This is a genomic window from Limnochordia bacterium (assembly GCA_023230925.1).
Classification (GTDB): Bacteria; Bacillota; Limnochordia; order DUMW01; family DUMW01; genus JALNWK01.
This window is the reverse complement of the sequence record JALNWK010000052.1, coordinates 1-19847: the sequence shown is the minus strand read 5'-3', so window position 1 is coordinate 19847 and position 19847 is coordinate 1. Positions and strand designations below refer to the sequence as shown.

The 19847-nt window shown below is 49.0% G+C and carries 19 protein-coding genes; 6 read left to right on the top strand and 13 right to left on the bottom strand.

Annotated features, from left to right (window positions below):
- The first annotated feature begins 251 nt into the window (after positions 1–251).
- The 4 genes from M0Q40_10495 to M0Q40_10480 all read left to right on the top strand — a co-directional run bounded on the left by M0Q40_10495 (position 252) and on the right by M0Q40_10480 (position 4012).
- A complete protein-coding gene (locus tag M0Q40_10495; protein ID MCK9223027.1) occupies positions 252–809 on the top strand; it encodes a TetR/AcrR family transcriptional regulator in 558 nt (185 codons plus the stop codon).
- Between the two features lie 53 nt (positions 810–862).
- On the top strand, positions 863–1339 hold the full coding sequence (locus M0Q40_10490; GenBank protein MCK9223026.1) for a permease: 477 nt from the start codon (positions 863–865) through the stop codon (positions 1337–1339).
- Positions 1336–1881 (top strand): permease, encoded by a 546-nt coding sequence (locus M0Q40_10485; GenBank protein ID MCK9223025.1) that lies wholly within the window; start codon positions 1336–1338, stop codon positions 1879–1881. The genes M0Q40_10490 and M0Q40_10485 overlap by 4 nt, the downstream gene beginning before the upstream one ends.
- 115 nt (positions 1882–1996) lie before the next feature.
- The gene (locus tag M0Q40_10480) at positions 1997–4012 is read left to right on the top strand and encodes a thioredoxin domain-containing protein (GenBank protein ID MCK9223024.1); all 2016 of its coding nucleotides are present in this window, start codon (positions 1997–1999) and stop codon (positions 4010–4012) included.
- Between the two features lie 4 nt (positions 4013–4016).
- On the opposite strand, the gene M0Q40_10475 is transcribed toward M0Q40_10480, so the two are convergent.
- The 12 genes from M0Q40_10475 to M0Q40_10420 form a co-directional block, all read right to left on the bottom strand.
- The gene (locus tag M0Q40_10475) at positions 4017–4844 is read right to left on the bottom strand and encodes a hypothetical protein (protein ID MCK9223023.1); all 828 of its coding nucleotides are present in this window, start codon (positions 4842–4844) and stop codon (positions 4017–4019) included.
- Positions 4845–4880: 36 nt separating this feature from the next.
- Positions 4881–5858, bottom strand: a complete 978-nt coding sequence (amrS, locus tag M0Q40_10470) for an AmmeMemoRadiSam system radical SAM enzyme (protein ID MCK9223022.1) — start codon at positions 5856–5858, stop codon at positions 4881–4883.
- Positions 5859–5871: 13 nt separating this feature from the next.
- Entirely contained in the window at positions 5872–6369 is a 498-nt protein-coding gene (gene amrA / locus M0Q40_10465; protein MCK9223021.1) for an AmmeMemoRadiSam system protein A, read from the bottom strand.
- 1 nt (position 6370) lies between these two features.
- Complete coding sequence (amrB, locus tag M0Q40_10460) at positions 6371–7162, bottom strand: AmmeMemoRadiSam system protein B (protein MCK9223020.1); 792 nt, start codon at positions 7160–7162, stop codon at positions 6371–6373.
- Between the two features lie 15 nt (positions 7163–7177).
- Positions 7178–8458, bottom strand: a complete 1281-nt coding sequence (murA, locus tag M0Q40_10455) for a UDP-N-acetylglucosamine 1-carboxyvinyltransferase (protein ID MCK9223019.1) — start codon at positions 8456–8458, stop codon at positions 7178–7180.
- Positions 8459–8538: 80 nt separating this feature from the next.
- Positions 8539–9141: a class I SAM-dependent methyltransferase gene (locus M0Q40_10450; GenBank protein MCK9223018.1), complete on the bottom strand. Its 603-nt coding sequence runs from the start codon at positions 9139–9141 to the stop codon at positions 8539–8541.
- A complete protein-coding gene (locus M0Q40_10445; protein ID MCK9223017.1) occupies positions 9138–10118 on the bottom strand; it encodes an HD domain-containing protein in 981 nt (326 codons plus the stop codon). The genes M0Q40_10450 and M0Q40_10445 overlap by 4 nt, the downstream gene beginning before the upstream one ends.
- 127 nt (positions 10119–10245) lie before the next feature.
- Positions 10246–10884: a ribonuclease HIII gene (rnhC, locus tag M0Q40_10440; protein ID MCK9223016.1), complete on the bottom strand. Its 639-nt coding sequence runs from the start codon at positions 10882–10884 to the stop codon at positions 10246–10248.
- A gap of 2 nt (positions 10885–10886) precedes the next feature.
- On the bottom strand, positions 10887–11738 hold the full coding sequence (locus tag M0Q40_10435; protein MCK9223015.1) for an HAD-IIA family hydrolase: 852 nt from the start codon (positions 11736–11738) through the stop codon (positions 10887–10889).
- A complete protein-coding gene (locus tag M0Q40_10430) occupies positions 11716–12318 on the bottom strand; it encodes a glycerol-3-phosphate responsive antiterminator (GenBank protein MCK9223014.1) in 603 nt (200 codons plus the stop codon). The genes M0Q40_10435 and M0Q40_10430 overlap by 23 nt, the downstream gene beginning before the upstream one ends.
- 22 nt (positions 12319–12340) lie before the next feature.
- Positions 12341–13189, bottom strand: coding sequence for an ARMT1-like domain-containing protein (locus M0Q40_10425; protein MCK9223013.1), 849 nt, complete (start codon positions 13187–13189; stop codon positions 12341–12343).
- Positions 13190–14020: 831 nt separating this feature from the next.
- Positions 14021–15130: a substrate-binding domain-containing protein gene (locus M0Q40_10420; protein ID MCK9223012.1), complete on the bottom strand. Its 1110-nt coding sequence runs from the start codon at positions 15128–15130 to the stop codon at positions 14021–14023.
- 192 nt (positions 15131–15322) lie between these two features.
- On the opposite strand from M0Q40_10420, the gene M0Q40_10415 reads away from it, so the two are divergent.
- A complete protein-coding gene (locus M0Q40_10415; GenBank protein ID MCK9223011.1) occupies positions 15323–16651 on the top strand; it encodes a DUF4886 domain-containing protein in 1329 nt (442 codons plus the stop codon).
- Positions 16652–17103: 452 nt separating this feature from the next.
- The gene (locus tag M0Q40_10410; GenBank protein MCK9223010.1) at positions 17104–18726 is read left to right on the top strand and encodes a hypothetical protein; all 1623 of its coding nucleotides are present in this window, start codon (positions 17104–17106) and stop codon (positions 18724–18726) included.
- Positions 18727–18751: 25 nt separating this feature from the next.
- On the opposite strand, the gene M0Q40_10405 is transcribed toward M0Q40_10410, so the two are convergent.
- Positions 18752–19663, bottom strand: coding sequence for a radical SAM protein (locus tag M0Q40_10405; protein MCK9223009.1), 912 nt, complete (start codon positions 19661–19663; stop codon positions 18752–18754).
- Positions 19664–19847 lie beyond the last annotated feature (184 nt).

The window sequence follows — 19847 nt, the reverse complement described above, 5'->3', positions numbered from 1 at the left end:
GCTTGCGCTACGTTCCATGTTCTTCCTTCGACTTCCTTCGGACCCCACCGTTACCAGTGGCGCCCTTGCCTACGGATTGTCTTCCCGCTAGTTAGGCGACAGGGTTTCTTTCAACCCTTCGGCTCAGCAGACATGCTGGGCACACGAGCAAGTAGCCAAACGATGACTACCGTGAAAACAGCTCTTGACATTACCCATAGTTCTGCTAAAATGAATGAGTACTCATTCATTGGGAAGGGTTAGTGACTATCATGGAGGATAAGAAGAAGGTCATTCTAAAGGCGGCCACTTGCTTAATTGCGGAAAAGGGTTTTCATGAAACGACAACTTCAAACATTGCCAAGGAAGCGCAGGTCGCGGTGGGTACAATCTATAACTATTTCTCCACCAAAGAAGACATCCTCGGTCAGATATTCGCTCTAGCATATACGAGGCGGGCCCAGACCCTCGAAGAGGTGACCCTATCTAAAATGAGTCTACAGGCGAAACTCGAAAAGTTCTTGCGCATCCACTTTCAGGATGTACTGGAGAACCCCAACTTAGCCCGTTTACTCATGCAGGAGATGACCACATCGGTAAAAGAGGAACTGGCTCCGGTACGAAACTACCGATCTGATCTAGCAGAGCAGTTGTCCAGAATGTTTCTATCATGCCCAAACCCCATTGACGATCCATTCCTGGCTGGTAGCCTAGCCCTTGGGAGTATCCATGCGGTCACATTTCAGTTGGTCCACACACAAGAAGAATGGGAGGTGGAAGATGTCGTAAAGAAGGTTAGCTCCTTCATTTTGACTGGTTTGATGGGATAGGTGTTTTTTTGGTTCTTAATGAATGAGTGCTCACTCATTGGAGGATGGTTAGCTTGAATACCATAATATTAATCGGGATCGCCCTAGTAGCCCTTTTGATCTCTGCGTGGAAGGATAAGAAGAAAACTAAACAGAGTCTTAAGATGGCCAAGGGCTTGTTTTTCAAGACCGGTATCGAAATTGTGGGGATACTAGCCCTAATTGGCCTGTTCCTTGCTTGGGTGCCTCCCCACATTATCACCAAAATTCTTGGCAGTGGCAGCGTTGCTCTTAGTGGTTTGCTTGGCGCAATCATTGGTTCGGTGACAATCCTGCCCGCCTTTGTAGCCTTTCCCCTGGCAGCTTCACTGTATCAGCGGGGGGCATATCTCATTGCCATTGCCGCCTTCTTGACTACCTTAACCATGGTCGGGTTTGCCACCCTGCCTATTGAAACTAAGCATTTTGGAAAGAAGTTCGCCTACATTCGTAATGGCCTAAGCTTTGGTCTTGCCTTGCTTATTGCCTTAGGGATGGTGATTATCCTGTGAAACACTTGATCAACTCACTGAAAAAGCAGCGTCTCTTGGTTATTGCCGCTCTTGCGTATTTAGTCACCGCCGCCATCAATCGAGAGGTCTTCATCCAAGGGCTCTTCACTACTAAGGACTATCTGATTGAGATGCTTGAGGTCATGCCAGCGGTATTTGTGTTAACAGGCCTGTTCAATTTCTGGATTCCCAAGGAAGCCGTTATGAAGACCTTTGGCTCTAGTTCTGGGTTCCGGGGTAGACTTGCTTCGGTCCTACTGGGTTCTGTATCCGCAGGACCCATCTACGCTGCCTTCCCCATTACCCAGGCACTGCTCAAGAAGGGAGCAAGTGTCGAGAACGTCGTCATTGTCATTAGTGCTTGGGCGGTAGTCAAGGTTCCCATGATCCTGGTAGAAACCAAGTTCCTTGGTCTAAGGTTTGCCCTCACCCGCTATGGTTTTACCGTCCCCGGCATACTTCTGCTTGGATGGGTCTGTGGAAAACTAATTGATCGTAAGGAGATTCCCGCCCTCGCCGCAGAGACCAGCTCCCGGGAATAGAATAATGGCAATCCCCAAGAGGCGATTGCCTCTTGGGGTCGGCACAAGCTTCGACGTATAAGAAGCCAGCATGTTCTCCATCATAATAGTAGTAAAGACTAAGGAGATAGCAAGATTGAACCAACTCATCGGCGAAACCAGTCCCTATTTGAAGCAACATGCTGAGCACCCCGTCCATTGGCATCCTTGGGGAGCTGAGGCCTTTGAAAAGGCAAGAACACAGAACAGACCAATTCTTCTAAGCATCGGTTATTCCGCGTGCCATTGGTGCCATGTCATGGCCAGGGAGTCCTTCACCGATGAAGAAGTCGCCAGGATCATGAACGAGAACTTCGTGAATATCAAAGTGGATCGGGAAGAACGGCCCGATGTAGATCAGATCTACCAACAGGCCTGCCAAGCTTTCACAGGCCAAGGCGGTTGGCCTTTGACCGCTTTCTTAACACCAAATCTTGAGCCTTTTTTCGTCGGTACCTACTTCCCGCCAAAGCCCCGTTACGGCTTGATTGGCTTTGCTGATCTTCTACTTGAAATCGCCAGAATCTATCGGGAGGGCCCACAGCAAGTTCAGCATACAGTAGAAAGCTTGAAGGAAGTACTGACAGCTAGATCAATTGAGGACAAACTGAGCCAAAAACCACCTGCTTCTAGCGACATCAGTGACGCAGCTTCACGATTAATCAGTATCTATGATGAAGTCTACGGTGGATTTGGCCAGGCGCCGAAGTTCCCCACCGTCAACATCCTGGAACTTTTCCTAAGCCTTGGTCCCAGATTTTCCTCCATGGCCCTACACACCCTGCGGGAAATGGCCAAAGGGGGCATCTATGATCAGGTGGGGGGAGGGTTTCACCGCTATGCCACCGACAGGAAATGGCTAGTACCCCATTTTGAGAAGATGCTCTACGATAATGCACTTTTACCCATGGTCTATGTCCATGCTTATCAGTTGTCCCGGGAATCACTTTTCGCACGAGTCACCTGCCACACCCTAGACTGGCTTCTAAAGGAGATGAAGAACCCCGATGGAGGCTTCTATACCTCAATGGATGCCGACAGCGAAGGCGTGGAAGGAAAATACTATGTGTGGAGATATGAGGAGATCAACAAAGCTTTTTCTCCTAATGACGCCAGATTACTGTGCTTACACTACGGTATTTCCGAAAGGGGCAACTTCTCTGATGGGCAGAACATATTACACAGAGCAATGGAGCCCGAAGGCTTATCTAGGGAGCTGCACCTTGAACCGGCTTTCATAGCTCAAAGACTGACATGCCTGCGTCAACAACTGCTCCGCCAAAGAGACCAAAGGCCAAGAGCCTTTCAGGATAAGAAGATAATCACCGCATGGAACGGGTTGGCCATAGCCGCCCTAGCTAACGCAGGCCGAGTACTTGATCGCCACGACTACATTGCTGCAGCCCAAAACACCTATGCCTTCATCAAGAGCAAGCTCTTTGTTCAAAAACAACTCCATCGAAGTTACCTTGGCCGCCTAAGCCCTATCCCTGGTTTTCTTGATGACTATGCCTATCTTGTCTTTGGACTATTTGAGCTGTATCAAGCGACATTCCAAGATGAGTTCTTGGAGGATGCCATCGGGCTTACCCAACTAAGTTTGGATCTTTTTTGGGATGAGGCCACCGGCCAGCTTTATAGCACCGCCCCTTCGGAGCATCTATTCCATAGACCCATCACACCCTGGGATGAATCCCTTCCTTCGCCCCTAGGGATCACCGCGCTAAACATGCTCCGCTTAGGAATCATAAACCCCGTTCTGGCAGAGAAGGCACAGATCCTGATTACTACCCACAAAGCAGCTATGTTAAGAGACCCCTTTAGTCATGCAACCCTGTTACTCGTGGGCCACCTCTGGAGTCGGGGGATCAAAGAGGTCAGACTCATTGGCCAGGCCACAGATCCTACGTTGCAGAATATGCTAAACAGCCTTAAGCAGAGCTTTTCACCGGATCTTTTCGTGCTGTTGCAGATGGGTCAATCCCATCTTCCTCTATGGGAAGAAGTGGCATCTACACCGCAACCAACGGCATATATATGTCACGGTTTTACTTGCAGCCCACCGGTTACCGACGTTGAGGCCCTAATGCAAGAAGTACATGGCTTGGAATAATCATCTACCTTGCCTGCCGAGACTCTGCTAAGCTACGCCAGGACTCACCACTTTGGACATGGAACTCTCTTGGATCCACCAAAGGACTGGTAACACGGGTTTTGGCAATGTGAGGTAGACCCAAAAGAAGGTCCTCGGCCCGTCTTAAATCAGTTGCATCCAAGAGAGCGTCGACTTCAATCATCCGTTGGCGCCCATCCACGCTGATAGAATTGATGCGATCCGCATCAAGACCTAGCTTCTGCCAAAGCAGCATCTTCGCCGTGGCTTGGCTGGTAAACTGCCATGCCCTACCTGCTAGCAGCACTAGAAAAAGAGAGTGAACGATCTGAAGATACAGGTTTAAGGCAGGACCGGAAAAGATAAACAACCATACTCCTTGGGTTAGTAGGCCCGGAACCTCCATCAGAGTGGCAAAAAGATAGTAAATGAGGTACCCACTCAATGTGGCCACTAATCCTTCTGTAGTAAACGAAAGGCCAAACAGTCTAGGGTATTTCTTCGTAAGCAGGGTCCGTCTCCGCAACACAGCAAACAGAATACCAACACCACCGAAGATAACCAGACCTGGCCAGAGTCTTTGAAAGTAACTGGCGATCCCCTCCATATTAACCATGAAGATTCGGGAGATGATGTCAGTACTACGCTTCTGTACCAGATCCACACAGGCCACAAAGATTGCATAAACTAGAAGAAGCAACGGTGGAATGCAAAAAAGACTCAAGCCCGCTCCAAATCCAGCAAGGATAACAAGGTTTCTGGGTAGGAAAGCGGCCAACCCATCCCAACATGCCCAGGTCACATCACGTATATATGGCATTATCCGTCTCATATCCCTACGCCTTCCCTCTGTTTTCTTAAGTCCCCTCTAGCTATAGACTACTATCCGACCGCATTCAGGACACTTGTCATCTTCAAGGATGCTACTAATCCGGTAGCCCTCCCTGGTGATAACAAGTCTACCACACTCGGGGCAGTAGGTGCCTGATCCATCTGCAACGTTACCTAGATAAACATATTCCAGCACCCTTTCCGCAAGTTCCTTTGCCTTCCACAGTGTCTCCACAGGTGTAGGGGATAGGCTCAATCTGAACTCAGGGAAATACCGGGTAAAGTGAACCGGTGTCTCTTGACCAAGGTTATCTGCGACCCAGTAAGAGAATTTCGTGATCTCATCTGCATCATCGTTAAGATCGGGGATAATCAGGTAGGTGATCTCCAAATGACACTGTTCCTTGATTACGATGGCACTATCTAATACAGCAGATAGCATGCCCCCACAATACTTCCGGTAGAAATCGGGGGAAAAGGACTTGATGTCCAGATTAACCCCATCTATACATTGAAGCAATCGCTGCAGCGGTTTCTTGTTCACAAATCCGTTTGTAATCAATATGTTGTTCAAATTGGCGTTTTTCGCCAGCATTGCGGTATCATAGACGAAATCATACCAAATCATCGGCTCTGAATATGTAAAGGCCAAGCCCAGACAATCGCTTAAGCCCTCAGCCATAACAACAATCTCTTCGGGATCATAGTATTTTGTGGTTGTCTCTCTTTGGGAGATCTCCCAGTTTTGGCAGAATGAACAGCGGAAATTGCAGCCAGTGGTCCCTAAGGATAGAATCTGGCCACCAGGATGGAAATGGTACAAAGGCTTCTTCTCGATCGGATCCAGGGCCAAAGCTGCCACCTGTCCGTAATTAGAGGAGATCAGTCGACCCTGGTTGTTCTGCCGCCCCACGCAACGTCCCCTCTCCCCTGGATGCAGTAGACAATAGTGGGGACACAGCATACAACGAACAGAGTCTTCGCTTCGCCTTTGGTACCTACTCACCTTATCCATGGGATTCTCCTTACTAGGAATACCTATCCACCTGGAACCTGGATAGTCGGTAATCTGCGTTCTCCGGAATCCCCGCCTTTTGCCTAGCAATCTCAACTTGCTTCTCTGGGCGATCTATCCCGGGTAGATCAGGTAATAACACGCCCTTCCGCGTACCAAAACTGATAATTACTCCGTATTCCTTAGGGTCTAACATGGCCACACTGTTAATCTCTTCGGGTGTACTTAACACATCCACCGCATAGTGCAGATCCTCCAGTTCAGTTACCTTAACTGGTAAGAATCGGGGATCCCGGGTTGCAGCACTGATTGCATTGGCGATGACCTCTTCTTCTACAGAAGGCTTAGTCGGTTCAATCGTCCCCATACAGCCCCGCAGGCTGCCATTCCTGTGTAATGAAACAAAAGCCGCGGCAGGAGTAGTAAAGACTCCCTTGGGCGGAACCACCCGTCCTTCCCTCACGTAGGTGTTTACAGCATGTTTGGCTATTTCAACTAGAGGATGAGCCACCTTACGGTCCTCCTTCCAGGAGAAAATCCACAACACCATACCCCACCCCAAAGGGCCCTTCATATGACAAGACCTCGGTTCTTTGCAGACCACCCCTAATGCAGGATAACACTACACCTAGAGGACCGAGTCCACACTGACCCGCATTTTCAATGAACTCAAAGGGCAGATTGAAAAGGCCTTCGACATCACATTTTTCTAGTAATTCGAGCAATAACCGATCAAATCTCGCTCCATCGGGATGATACCCCGCCGGACCATCCGCGGTTAGGCGGTGGGACAGGTCCCCACTCGCGATCAAGCCATAGTTGCCGCCTTGCCTTTGGATCGTACTTGCAATAATCTCTCCAAACTGCCATGCATCTTGGGGAGAGGGAAACCCTACTCCTAGACTTACTACCTTTGGAGCAATCCCCTGACACAGAAAATATAGGGGAACCAAGCTAGCATAATCCAAAGCACCATAGACTTTATGCAAAGGAAAGGAGGCCAAGCCAGCCGTAGAGCACAGGGCTTGATTGAAGACTTGATTCGCTGCAAACTTAAGCTTCATCTCGGGATGATCGAAGTCGCCAAAATCCCCGATAAGTTGCTTCTCATCTAGCACTGCAGGGCCTGGGTTGATGTGGGGGCTTAGAACAATGAGCGTTTCTGGCCTCTTGACCTCAAGCCTATTCCGCAAGGCCTCCAACGCCTCCACCGTGTTTTGGACTTGTCTGGTTCGTATGCCCCCGATCCTGTCGATCAGTACAGCAGCATGGGGGCTTAGAGCTGCAAACACAATCCGGCCCATGGAATCCCTCCAGTGTTAGCCTGTTAGCGTAAACTTCCTCACAGATGCATCTATCCGTTTAATGTTAGCACCAATCCCTGCCAGTTTCCTCTCGAGGTGACCATAGCCCCGGTCAATGTGGTTTACACCATCGACTAGTGATTCTCCTTGCGCAGCTAAGGCCGCCAGGATCAACGCTGCACCCATCCGCAGATCTGCAGCCTTTACCGGCGCTCCAAGCAGCGCGGTGACCCCATTGACAACTGCGGTCTGTCCATCGGTCTTGATATCTCCCCCAAGACGTCTTAGCTCATCTATATGCCCAAAACGGTCTTCAAAGACCCGCTCATTAACAATGCCTGTCCCCTCACAAAGCATAAGTAAAGCGGTCAACTGGGGCTGTAAATCTGTAGGAAAACCGGGATAGGGCATGGTCTTCACCTGGACCGAACGCAGTCTACCCGTGCACCAACAGGTAATCTCCTCTTCACCGACTTCAAACATAGCGCCGGTTTCCTCAAGCTTGGCCACAACCGCCTCCAAGTGCTTCGGGATGACATTACAAACGGTAACTCTGCCTCCAGTAATTAGCCCGGCTAAAAGATAAGTGCCTGCCTCGATCCGATCAGGAATTACCGTATGCCTAACACCACCTAGTTTCTCGGCCCCTTCGATCCGTAGCACATCGGTTCCGGCCCCACGCACCCGGGCGCCAATGGCGGTTAAAAAGTTGGCCAAGTCCACAATCTCCGGTTCCTTGGCAGCGTTTTGAATCACCGTAGTTCCTTCCGCAAGGCTGGCTGCCATCATTAAGTTTTCTGTGGCACCAACGCTGGGAAAGTCAAGGTAGATCTCGCACCCCTGCAATTTGCTAGCCTTACCTACAAGATACCCGTGTTCCACAGATATTTCGGCCCCTAAGGCCCGTAAACCCTTAATGTGTAGATCCAGACTGCGGGATCCAATATCACAGCCTCCGGGCATCGCCACTTTGGCCTCCTTAAATCGGGCCAGTAAAGGTCCAAGAAAAAGGCTTGATGCCCGCAGTTTTCTAGCTAAATCATAGGGTACCACCGGCTCATAAATGCTCGCCGAGTTAACCAAAACTTCATCGTCTTGTTTCTCTATTCTAGCACCCAATTGGGTGAGAATCCCAAGTAGGGTGTCAACATCGGTTATTTCAGGTACGTTATCTAGTATACAGGTTTCGGAAGTAAGCAAACAGGCAGGTAAAAGCACCGAAGCGGAGTTCTTTGCACCGCTGATCATTACTTCTCCTTCTAGTGGTATACCGCCCACAATCCGCAGCAAAGCCATAGGCAAATCTCCTTAGCTCTTAATCTTAGCTGTTAATCTGGATAAAAGTATATTCTATAAAGCAACATAGATTCCCTGCTCTAGGATGTTTTCACTGCCTTAAGTACGACGTATCCGGCCTTCTTCTTGACTATCTGGCAGTTGCCAAATAGTGTATGAACATACTCAGTCATACTCGCCGCGCCTTGCTTCTTACGAACAACCAACCATAAAGAGCCTCGGGCGTACAGGCGTTCAAAGGACTGGGAGATGAGCGGATAGACCACTCGCTTTCCCGCCCGAATCGGCGGATTACAGAGAATCATATCAAACCGTAGCTGATCTATACTGGCAAATCCGTCACTGGCAAAGGCCGTAGCATTTTCTAGGGAATTTATGTCAATGTTTTTCTGACACAGTTCCACAGCCCTTTGATTTACATCCACCAGATACACCAAAGCCTTTGGGGAAAGCCTTGCAGCCACAATCCCAATAGGTCCGTAACCGCATCCGAGATCTAAAACCGTTCCCCGATCTGCAATCTCCATATTTTCAATCAAAATCCGACTGCCAGGATCAATATCCCGATAGGAAAATACGCCCCGGTCAGTGTAAAACCGATAGGTCTCTCCCCGTAAAGTGACTTCGATCTGTCGTACATCCGATACTACTTGGGGGTCTTTCGAAAAATAGTGTTCCTTCAACCGGTTCCCCCCACCAATCTTGACCCCTTCGCCTCACCCACAAACAGCTGCCGTCCCAATCTTTGATCGTAGCTGGTCCACTGGTCTTCCGATTCATCAAACAGAATCTGCTGGAACCTACTACATTGGGCATCCATGTTATCTGCAAAATGAAGAATACATGCCTCCAACGTCTGGGGTTGTTTGGGCGACCCCCATTCCAGCTCGCCGTGATGACTGACAATCATGTGCTGAAGTCGTAGACCGAGTTCTGCAGGGAACCCTTCGATTGCCTGGATCATGTTATCTACCATTTTCCCACCGATGACAATATGTCCTAGGAGCTTACCGGGATCAGAGAGATCTACTACGGTCGTCCAGGTATACTCCTCAACCTTTCCTAGATCATGAAGAATCGCACCGGCCACTAACAAGTCTCGGTCTACCGAAGGATACAATCGAACAGCAGCCTGACATAGGGCCGCCACGTTAAGGGTATGCTCTAGGAGCCCACCAATGTAGGCTTGGTGCATTGACTTCGCCGCGGGAGCCAGGGTAAACCGCTCCAGTAACCCATCATTCTCCAGTAATCCTTGGTTAAGCAACGCGGATAGATGCGGTTGGGCAATGCTCCCGATAATGGCCTTAAGTCGCTCCACCATTTCCTGACGGTCTTGGGTAGTAGACGGTAGAAAAACCATAGCATCAATGTTTTCATCCAGTGTCCTTTGAATGGAGGTTAGCACCAGTTGGGGCTCGCCCCGGAAGGACTCCACCCGACCAACAACATAGACTACTCGACCAACCTCGATGGTATCTTCTAATTTGTCGGCCCCTTCCCACATCACCGCCCGGACATCGCCAGTCCGATCGGACAGTACGGCCATGAGGAAATTGCCGTCCTTTTGCTTAAATGGCATCAGACGTTTGTCTTTCAGCGCATAAAACTCGGCCACTTGTTGGCCTTCCTTTAGTTCATTCACCCATGCTCGACTCAACTTGTTACCCCTTCCAAACCCCAACTTGCTCCCTATTTTCGGCAAAGGGGAGATAATCTCCTTCTGTTTCTTAGTCTGTACAAGACACGCGGGAAAAAAACTCCAGAGACGAAATCGGCTCTCTAGTCTATTCCCCCAATACCGACTTTGTGACTTTAAAGTGTAGCTTAGCAACACTACCAAGAGACTCCGGTCCGTTCTTTGCAACGACTTCCTTCGCTGGCTCAATCACGGTAACGGCTCCCTTAGGAAGCGTCATCCCAGCGGTCTGTGATAGTTTATCCAAGGTCTCAAGAAACCGGGCCCGGGCCAAAATCGAAGCTGCGGCTACCGCCAGGTCCACCTCTGCATGAGTTCTTTGCACAAGGGGCACATTCTGACCCTTGCTCATCAAACTAGACCGCAAAACCCCTTCGTCGGCAAACTTATCTACAATAACAACCTGACAGGGACATCGGCTGAGCAAATTCTCGATGACCCGTGCGTGCATCCAGGCCAAAAGCTTGTTCAGATTACCGAATTTCGGATAAAGCTGGTTATACTTACTCGGTGACATCTCAACGATCTCATAGGGCAAAAAGCCCTTAATCTTACCCGCTAACTCCAGCGCCCTGTTATCTGTGATCCTCTTACTATCCATTACTCCAAGATCTTTTAGGCGTACTTCATCCTCAGGACCACTGACCACTGCACCGGCTGTAATCAAGTAACCAAAATAGTCGCCCTTTCCCGATTCATCGGTACCAAGACGGGGATATGTGCTCATAGCTATCGCGCGTCGCTAGCCCCCTTTTCCAAAATCTCCGCCGAAACCGCCCGGGGCAGAATATCCCACAGGTTATGCAACACGTAGGTTGGACGAAACTCATAGTTAAAGATGTCTTGCTCTGTATCTCCTCCGGTCAAGACAAAAGCGGTATCCATCCCATGATCGGCACCCAATTGGATATCTGTGGCTAGGCGATCTCCAACCATAAGGGTTTCGCCGGAGGAGCAACCGATCTGTGCCAAGGCCACCCCTAATGTAAGCAGAGACGGTTTTCCAGCGATCCAATCTAGTCTTTTCCCAGCGCATACCGTTAGGGCCGCGATAATCGGTCCCGCATCGGGGATTAGTCCCCCATCCCAAGGACAGGCCGGATCCGCGTGGGTAGCAATTAAGGTGGCACCGTTTAGAAGTAACTGCATGCCGTGGTTTAGCTTTTCATAATTAAAGGTACGATCGAAGGAGGCCACTACATAATCTACTTTCTGATCCGGCACCGGCTCTTCGATAACTTGGACCCCGCTTTGCCGCAGGGTACTGATCAGCGGTGCTTCCCCAAGAACATAGGCACTACAACCCGCGTGTTTCCCACTAAGATGTATGGCCAATATATCGGCGGAAGAAAGAACCTGTTCCGGTGTGGTGCTAATACCCATGTGTGTAAGCTTATCTGCATAGTCCTCGCGGGTCAAAAGAGGGTTATTCGTCAAAAACAGAACACGTCTTCCCGCGTTCTTTAGGTACTCCACAACCTCACGGGCACCGGGTAGTAACCTGCTCCCAAAGTAGATGGTGCCATCTAGATCAAACATATATCCCTTGTATAGTCTATCAACGGAGGGTCTTAGCGTCACTGTGCCACAACTCCTTATTGCTACTGGAAAACCCAACAATATCAGGGACCAAGGTATCCCTCGCCTCATCAAGGGTACTAATTAATCCTCCAGCGATTAAGGGCGGAAAATCCTTCTTCGGTAACCGACTGACAATTTTTGGCGCCACCAACCCCGGTAAAACCTCTACCGCATGGGGTTGACACTTACGGCAAGCCTGAATTCCAGTCTGTAAAGCTTCGGTATCTAAGCAAAAAAGGCGCATTATGGTCAGAAGCCCGGCCTCCTTTGCCGCCTTCACCAAGTAACTCCGAGTAGTGAGAATGCCCGAGATATACATTAACTCACTAATAAAACGTAATCCAGCTGCATCTGCGGCAATCCCCTGCATTAAATCCACATGGACAAAGAGCAGCGCATCGTGCTTTTTACATCTTTCGCTTACATCTCTCAGCTGAAAGACATCCCCACGGAGTGCAAAAACAACCTGGCATCCTGCGCCAAGGACTTCATCAATCTGGGTGAAATCCCGCAAGCCAGCAATCACTGGTTTTTGCTTAAGTTTTTGCAACAAGTCATCTGTTCGTAAGCTCTTACCCATATCTAAACCCCCAGATTAACCGTTATAGTCTTCCTTGAAAATAAAGAACTGAATCGTTGAGACAAACCCCCAGCTCTGAGGCAACTAAGTCACACTTACAAGTCAACAAGTTAAACAGTCGGGGGTGTGGTTGTAGCGTTTCAAAGTTTGCCTGCCCCTTGGCAATAATCACATCTGCCTCCTCAAAGCACAACCAAAACTCGGGGGAGCAATCTGCAGTGATGCCCAGTCTATCTGACCCAGTTGTGATCACCTTAGCAAGTTGATCAATCCCAACCTCGAGGGCATCTTCTAGGCATGCATCGTTAATGATCGGCCCACCCCTCACCGCATAGAAAACCTCATAGCTGGTTAGCTGTTTTAACAAGAGCTTATCAAAGACAATCTCCCCGGCGTTGTCTCCAATGATGAGGACCTGTTCCGCATCATCCAGCAGACGCAGCAACGTTGGGTAATCATTAACCGCAAGTCCGTTTTCAAGGACACGGAGGATCGCCTGATCAATATCAATATGCTCTAGGATGCCAAGATCAATAATGTTCCCCGCCACTGAAAGTAGTAATGCCGCAAACAAAGGATGCTCTTGTTCTTCTAGGATCTGCCCTAGATGTGGTTCCATCTCTAAGGCAATAGCATTGTACTTCTTTTTAGCCTGGTAGTAGGGGTCAGGATCATCTAGCATTTCGCAAGCTATTTTGATCGCCCTAGTGGAAAGCTCAGCAGGACTCAATTCGAAGACTGGCATCTTCAAAAGAGCAGCCATAGCCTCATCTAGAATGTCCTTTTGCACGTGGATATCATCGGTCACTTGACCGACCGTACTTAAAACTTGGCGCAGAGCACAGGGTATACATTTTGGTTTGCTAAGCAAATCTCATTCACCCTTAATAACCTTATGAACATACGTGGGAGTTCCGAGGTGATTAACCATACATCCGAGATTATACCACATGTCTTGATTTACTGCATATCTGCGGCATAGTGAAAACTAGGCAAGACTCGGTGGCTTGTTAAGGAGCTTTGTCAACTGATGCACCTTTAACTCCTAATCAATCCACTCCCCAGCGCGCAAACCAGACCAAAGCCTGTACTTCTTGTCGGGAGCCAACCTGCTGCCCATGTTTTCTATTCTAGAGACGAAAAACGTCTTAACCCTTCTATATCGTGCTAAATGCAAACGCTACCTGTGACCCCATGCAGGTAATTTATGGATAGAAATCGCATGTATTTAGTATAGACTGTATATTACATATGGCGTTTTAGCTTGTCGCGATGGGAGACACAACCTACGTTGTGTCCAAACATCGCCACATGAACGCCGAAAAGGGCGAAGGGCTGTGAAGCGTAGACGGGTCAAACTAACGATCACGATCATTGTCTGGTGCGTTCTTACGGGGCTGGCCATTTGGGGTGCTATTGAGAAAACCTCACTCAATTACGAGGAGCCCCTAGAGGTCATAAATATCGACGGGTGCTACTCTTCCAGGCCATCGAGGATACTCTCAGCCAATAGGTCTTGAGCATTTGAGGTCATACCGGGGGCCATCGAAAGCTTAACGATGCGTCTTCTTGGCAAAGCATCGTATCGCCCGATAACTTGGGCTTCAAGTTTGCTTTAGACATGGTTATGTACTGCTTACAGATGGCGTTGGCGTGATTAATCCCCTTCCAGCATCGATACCATCTTCCCCATCTTGTAGGGTCAATCAACATACTGTGTCAACATTGACAGAAGCTCTCCTCGCGAACTGCATTCCGCCAACTCCACCATACGGTAGGTACGATACTTTACCCCACGTTCAGAGAGAAAAACCTCTTCTGCTAACTCCGCGTATGTTTTACCGCAAAGCAGTCCCCTCAGAATTCGCAGATCCGTCTCATCGCTGTTTTGAAACAGGTTTTCCAGGAGAAATATCTTGGCCACGTCATGGTCTGCGTAAAAGTTCAATGTGTCCCCTCGGGTATTGGTTCTTTCAGACCTAGGCTGTGTTCTGTAGACCGGGAAATCTGCAGTGGAAGAGCGTACAAGGATGTGTCCTGGTACCACCGCCCGTAAAGCGGATAGACATGGGTTCTTCCTCAAAAAGGCATACAACCGCGCTGCCTGCCGGCCAATGGCTTGACAGTCCATTTCCACCACTGTAATGCTAGGACTGATCAAACCACCGAGGAACGTATTCCCCATTGCAGCCACCCAGCAATCTTCCGGCACACGAACACCATTTTCATTGAGGAAATTGATCAGTCTAATCGCCACGACATCATTGGTACAAACAATGGCATCATAATCCTCTCTATGCTGAAAAAACCGCTGGCAACACTCCAACAACGATCCCTGGTTCCAAAAGATATGCTCAGTCCCCGCGGGGGCGGTGCGCTGATAGGCTGAGAAGGCTTGTATCTTCACTGTATCATTCACAGAATCCGGGTTTAACCCGAGCAAAGCAATTCGCCCCTTTCCCGCCAAATCCAAATAACGGAACAGGGACAAAAACGTACCGTAGAAGTCCAACGACACCGTGCTGTACTCCTCTGTACGTCCGCCAAAGGGAGTCAAAAGTAAGGGGTGAATACCGGCATCCGTCAGCAAGGTCAGGCAATCAAGGGTCCAAGCTTTGGAGATGCAGTTTACAATGACCACCGGCCGCACGTCAGAGAACTGACTCTCCTCCATAACAAGACCTAGTTCACCGGGAGTGATCTCGGTGAACTTGGCCTTTATCTTTGCCGCCTCCTGCCGGATCCCTCTGGTATATCCACTACTCCAATACCGTCCCTCTACCAAGGGCTCAGTGATTGAGAAAATACGCAACTAGACTTCCTCCCTACCGGGCAAAACCTACCAGCTTTTTTCCTAGAATCGTTTCCTTGTTTTAACAAGGCCATTCTGTGTATAATTTTTAGTATAAAGTGGGATTCATGAGAAAGCAAGGTGATATCCTTTCACACTCCTTGCTTCAGTGGTGTCCTGTCCAAATTCAACAAAGAAAGGATTGAAGTCCCTATGAAAAGGAGAAACGTGATTAGCGTGTTGATATCTGTGTTGCTTGTTGCCTTCTTTACCCTGCGCGGAGTGGTTGCCGCGCAAACAGTTCCCGCCTCCAGACAGCTCAAAATCCTTGCCATTGGAAACAGTTTCAGCGAGGATGCGACCCGGTATCTGTACCAAATTGCTGCCGACTGCGGGGCAACCCATATTGTGATAGGAAACCTGTATATCGGCGGATGTTCCTTGAATACCCATTGGAGTAACGCCAGAACTGACTCCGCCGCATATACATATTTCAAGAATACTAATGGATACTGGGCTAGCACTTCCCGCAGATCCTTGCTCGACGGTCTGCAAGACGAAGACTGGGACATCGTAACCTTGCAGCAAGTTAGCGGTCTAAGCGGCGCGCCTGAGACCTACAACTACGATTTGATCAATCTCATTAACTATGTAAAAGACCATGTCGGCAAGGATGTACAGCTAGGATGGCACATGACCTGGGCCTATGAGTCCAGTAGCAACCATGGGGATTTCGGAAGATACAGCAAAGATCAGATGACCATGTACCGTGCCATTACCAATGCTGTGCAGACAAAGATCCTAACCAACAAGGCCTTTTCCTTTGTGATTCCGGCGGGAACCGCTATCCAAAATGCCCGGACCAGTTTTCTTGGCGATACCCTGACCCGGGACGGATATCACCTGAGCGAGGATATTGGCCGCTACATTGCCGGACTAACCTGGATAAAGGCCATTGGTTTCTCGCTAGATGGAGTGAAATCTCTACCTGCCGGTATTCCCTCCGCCTATCTGTCAATGATGAAGGAGGCTGCTGAACGGGCCGTGGAAAGGCCCTATGAGGTGTCCCCTTCCTCCTTTGTAGAGATTCCATCTCCCTATGATCTGTCCGAGTATGCTTTATTTGATTGGGAACCGGTTGGCTGTGCATATTGGAATTCCCCTGCGGGCATAGAACTCGTATCCAGAAGGAACAGCACCGCTTCTAATCTGATCAATTTTGTCGCATCAGGCCGCCAATTTACACGGCAGGACTTGCCAATCGGCACCCTCATCGTAATCGACCCGGGATACCAATACCGTCCGGAAGGATGGACTAATGGTCGAAATACTGCGGCAAACCGTCCAACAAATATCACTGCACAGTATGTTGTAATTGATGAGACCTGGTGGGGTAACTATGACTACCGCGCCTTCAACGTGGCGGTAAAGGGTGCCACCGCCGATATTTCCGGTCGTATAGAGGAGGTAGCCTCTCACTTTCGTATCTATATACCAAAATCGGCGTCAGGCTTAGATGCTCCTAGTAATCCAGCAGAGTAGCCGTTTCCAAATGTAGGATTCGTATAGGCCTGGGGCTATTTTGCACCAGTATTAACTTGCGCATCCAAAGAGGTAGTCACAAGGGGCTTCTACCTGAGAAGGTATGGGGAAAAATGGTTTTGTCATTGAGACAGAGGTTTCATAGCAAAGAGGACGACAACTATCACGGGTCCGGTAATCTGCTCAAGTACCCTAGAGCAGATATACCGGACCGTTTATTCCTCTGTTGGGCTAATCCTATCGGATGAGAAAGATGAATATACATTTAGCCTCCTTTTCCGTTTCTTTACGAACATAACGGTGTACTCCCAGCAGGTAATCCCTGGATACATATGGAATATACCTATATAGACTGTATATTCCATATGATCTTCTCGTCTTACGTCATCTGCTTCCGTCAAGGATAACGCTGGGGGACACTTGCCACCAATATTTCAGGAAGGGGAATGACCATGAAGCGTATTCGGGTCACGATCACCATCGTTGTTTGGTGTGTTTTCGTGGGGCTAGCCCTCTGGGGTGTTGCTAGCAAGAGAACGCCCAGTTACAAAGAGCGCCTGGAAGTCATGATCATTGACGGATGCTACTCCCATCAGGCCCTGGCGAATACCCTCGAACAACTAGGGTTCGAGAATCACAACATTTCACCAGGGGCCTCCGAAAAACTAATAGCAAGCCTTATTACCGACATCAAGCTTCCGGACCTGGTGATCATGCCGGAAAGCACCGCAGCGGATTACCTAGAGATGGCCCATAGCACCATGGTTGAACTGACACCGTTTGTGGAAGCTAACCAGATCCCAGCCTATGAACTAGACTTTGGTAGTCTGTATTATCCTTGCTATCATAATGGACACCACTATTTCATGACCATCGGCAATTATCTTATCGAGGACCCTAGGACTAAGATTCCTGTTTGGCGCGGCAACAAATTATTTGGAGAATTTGCTTCCCCGTACCCAAAGGAAAAAGCAGTGATCGGGATCATGCAAACTAGCAGAAGTGAAGAGTTGGCGCCAAAGCTCTTTCCCGTTGTGCAGCAACTTGCATCACGCAAGCTAGATTGGAACAATCACATATCCATGCTCATTGCTTGGTTCTTCCGTATCCGAGAACCAAAACGGATTTATCAGGCCTTTCTGCACAGCGACGTCCTAGAAGCGTTGACCTTGGAGCAATGGGAAACATTCTATAGACAGGAATTCCTGCCGGAAACCTTTCCTGATAATCTAACAATCTGGCTGGGAGGACAGGCTGCAGAACGCCATATAGGTATTCTACGTAGCCCCTGGAATAATCAAGTCTACGAGGATGTTTTGAAGATTGAGGTCGAAGCTAAAATGGGTAATTTCGACGGCACTTATAGGGGCACCGCCGCTTACTTTGTTTACCTGGCCAAGGACATCTGGGTTGGACCGGAAGACACTATTCCGGGATTTTGTGAGTGGAAGGTGATTCATGCTGGTCGACAGGTAGTAGCAACATACAGTCCTGTCCGGCGAACCCTAGAAGCTCAGGGACAGTTTCGAGACAGAGTACCAATAAGACCCTTGATAGCAGGTCATCCCCTCGCCCTCACGCAATCATTCTTCCTGGATTATCTACAAGAGCGTCCGGAATCTATTGGGACTTACCTGTGCCCGGAAGTAGACGTAACATATTTTCCGCTGGGAACCCTCGATAAACAAACCATCAGACTGGCCCGGAAGGAAATTGAAAACCTGTATACCAACTACTGGAGGGAATATCTTCCCATTAGCAATATATCGGATATTCAGATCAGTTTCATGCCCGCACGGTCTACTTACACTCTTCCCCGTGAAACAGTTACGCAAGTAGATGGAATACTCAATGTAACACTAGCGGAGCGAAATCGATTTCGATTTAAGGTAATTGGGGAAATGAGTTCACCTGTATCGGTTGGCTTTGTTAACAAAAACGGCAGATGGCTGATCGACCGAATCCACTGGGGATCATTGCCCGAGGTCTTACCTGATTGCCTTATACCAACAGAACTGATCCAAAAGCTTCCGGTAGAAAACGAAGGACTAATATCAGGCCCAAGGAGCAAGTAGCCTCCTAGACCGGCGGTTGTTTCGTCTAGTCCGCAAAGCGATGTAATCCTTCATCTCGAGCTGCCGCCACAGCCCGTCGGTATTCGGACTGCCGTAAAGGTCGGTTTAGTCTGGGATATCTATGGGCTAGATAAGCAGGATAGTACTGTCCCATTACGTTTACATAGGTATGGGGAGAGATCTTCTGCGCAACAAAGCCCATGATTTGACGGGTCTGACTTAGACCATCGGGTAATACGAGATGACGGAGCAATAGACCACGCCAGGCAAGGCCATCTTTGTTTATAACCAGATCTCCCACTTGCCGATGCATCTTGTAGATTGCCACGCGGGCAACCCTTGGATAGTTCTTCGCTCTGGCAAGACGTGTGGCTGTGGCAGCATCCCAAAACTTGAAATCGGGCATATAGATGTCGACTACCCCATCAAGCAATTCCAATGTTGATAGCGAATCATATCCCCCGGTGTTGTAGACGAGCGGTAATGTCAGGCCCTTTTCCACTGCAAGGACTAGGGCCTCAAGCACTTGAGCCACCACATGACTCGGGGAGACTAAGTTGATGTTATGACAGCCACTTTCCTGAAGGCGAAGCATAATCTCGGCAAGCTCGAAACTAGTTACCTCTGTTCCTAAACCGTCCGCACTAATGTCACAGTTCTGGCAGAATACACAGGAAAGATTACAGTTGGCAAAAAAGACAGTGCCCGAACCACTGGTTCCGACCAACACCCGCTCTTCTCCGAAATGTGGGCCATAACTAGAAATAACAGCAAGCTTTCCTGTTCGGCATACCCCCACTTCTCCTTCTAGCCGGTTAACTTCGCAGACTTGTGCGCAGAGAGCACAGCTGGCTAACCGGGCCACCGCTTCATCAGCTCGCCTCTTTAGCTCACCTACGCGGTACAGCTTCACGTAGTTCGGTAACTTCCTATCCATACAGAAACCTCCGGTACTACAAAGTCCCCACCCATATGTTCCCCATTGGACACCTAAACCACTGTGTTTGTCAACATAAAAGTGATCCACGTTCTAACGTAAAAGTGATCCACTTTTTCTAATCTGAAAGTGATCCACCTAGAAGGATGTTAGGCCTTGATGGATCACTTTATTCCCAACTTAG

Excerpts from the sequence above, each read along its gene's own strand:
- M0Q40_10495 (MCK9223027.1), top strand. The coding sequence starts at position 252 with ATGGAGGATAAGAAGAAGGTCATTCTAAAGGCGGCCACTTGCTTAATT.
- M0Q40_10475 (MCK9223023.1), bottom strand. The coding sequence starts at position 4,844 with ATGAGACGGATAATGCCATATATACGTGATGTGACCTGGGCATGTTGG.
- amrS (MCK9223022.1), bottom strand. The coding sequence starts at position 5,858 with ATGGATAAGGTGAGTAGGTACCAAAGGCGAAGCGAAGACTCTGTTCGT.
- amrB (MCK9223020.1), bottom strand. The coding sequence starts at position 7,162 with ATGGGCCGGATTGTGTTTGCAGCTCTAAGCCCCCATGCTGCTGTACTG.
- murA (MCK9223019.1), bottom strand. The coding sequence starts at position 8,458 with ATGGCTTTGCTGCGGATTGTGGGCGGTATACCACTAGAAGGAGAAGTA.
- rnhC (MCK9223016.1), bottom strand. The coding sequence starts at position 10,884 with ATGAGCACATATCCCCGTCTTGGTACCGATGAATCGGGAAAGGGCGAC.
- M0Q40_10430 (MCK9223014.1), bottom strand. The coding sequence starts at position 12,318 with ATGGGTAAGAGCTTACGAACAGATGACTTGTTGCAAAAACTTAAGCAA.
- M0Q40_10415 (MCK9223011.1), top strand. The coding sequence starts at position 15,323 with ATGAAAAGGAGAAACGTGATTAGCGTGTTGATATCTGTGTTGCTTGTT.
- M0Q40_10410 (MCK9223010.1), top strand. The coding sequence starts at position 17,104 with ATGAAGCGTATTCGGGTCACGATCACCATCGTTGTTTGGTGTGTTTTC.
- M0Q40_10405 (MCK9223009.1), bottom strand. The coding sequence starts at position 19,663 with ATGGATAGGAAGTTACCGAACTACGTGAAGCTGTACCGCGTAGGTGAG.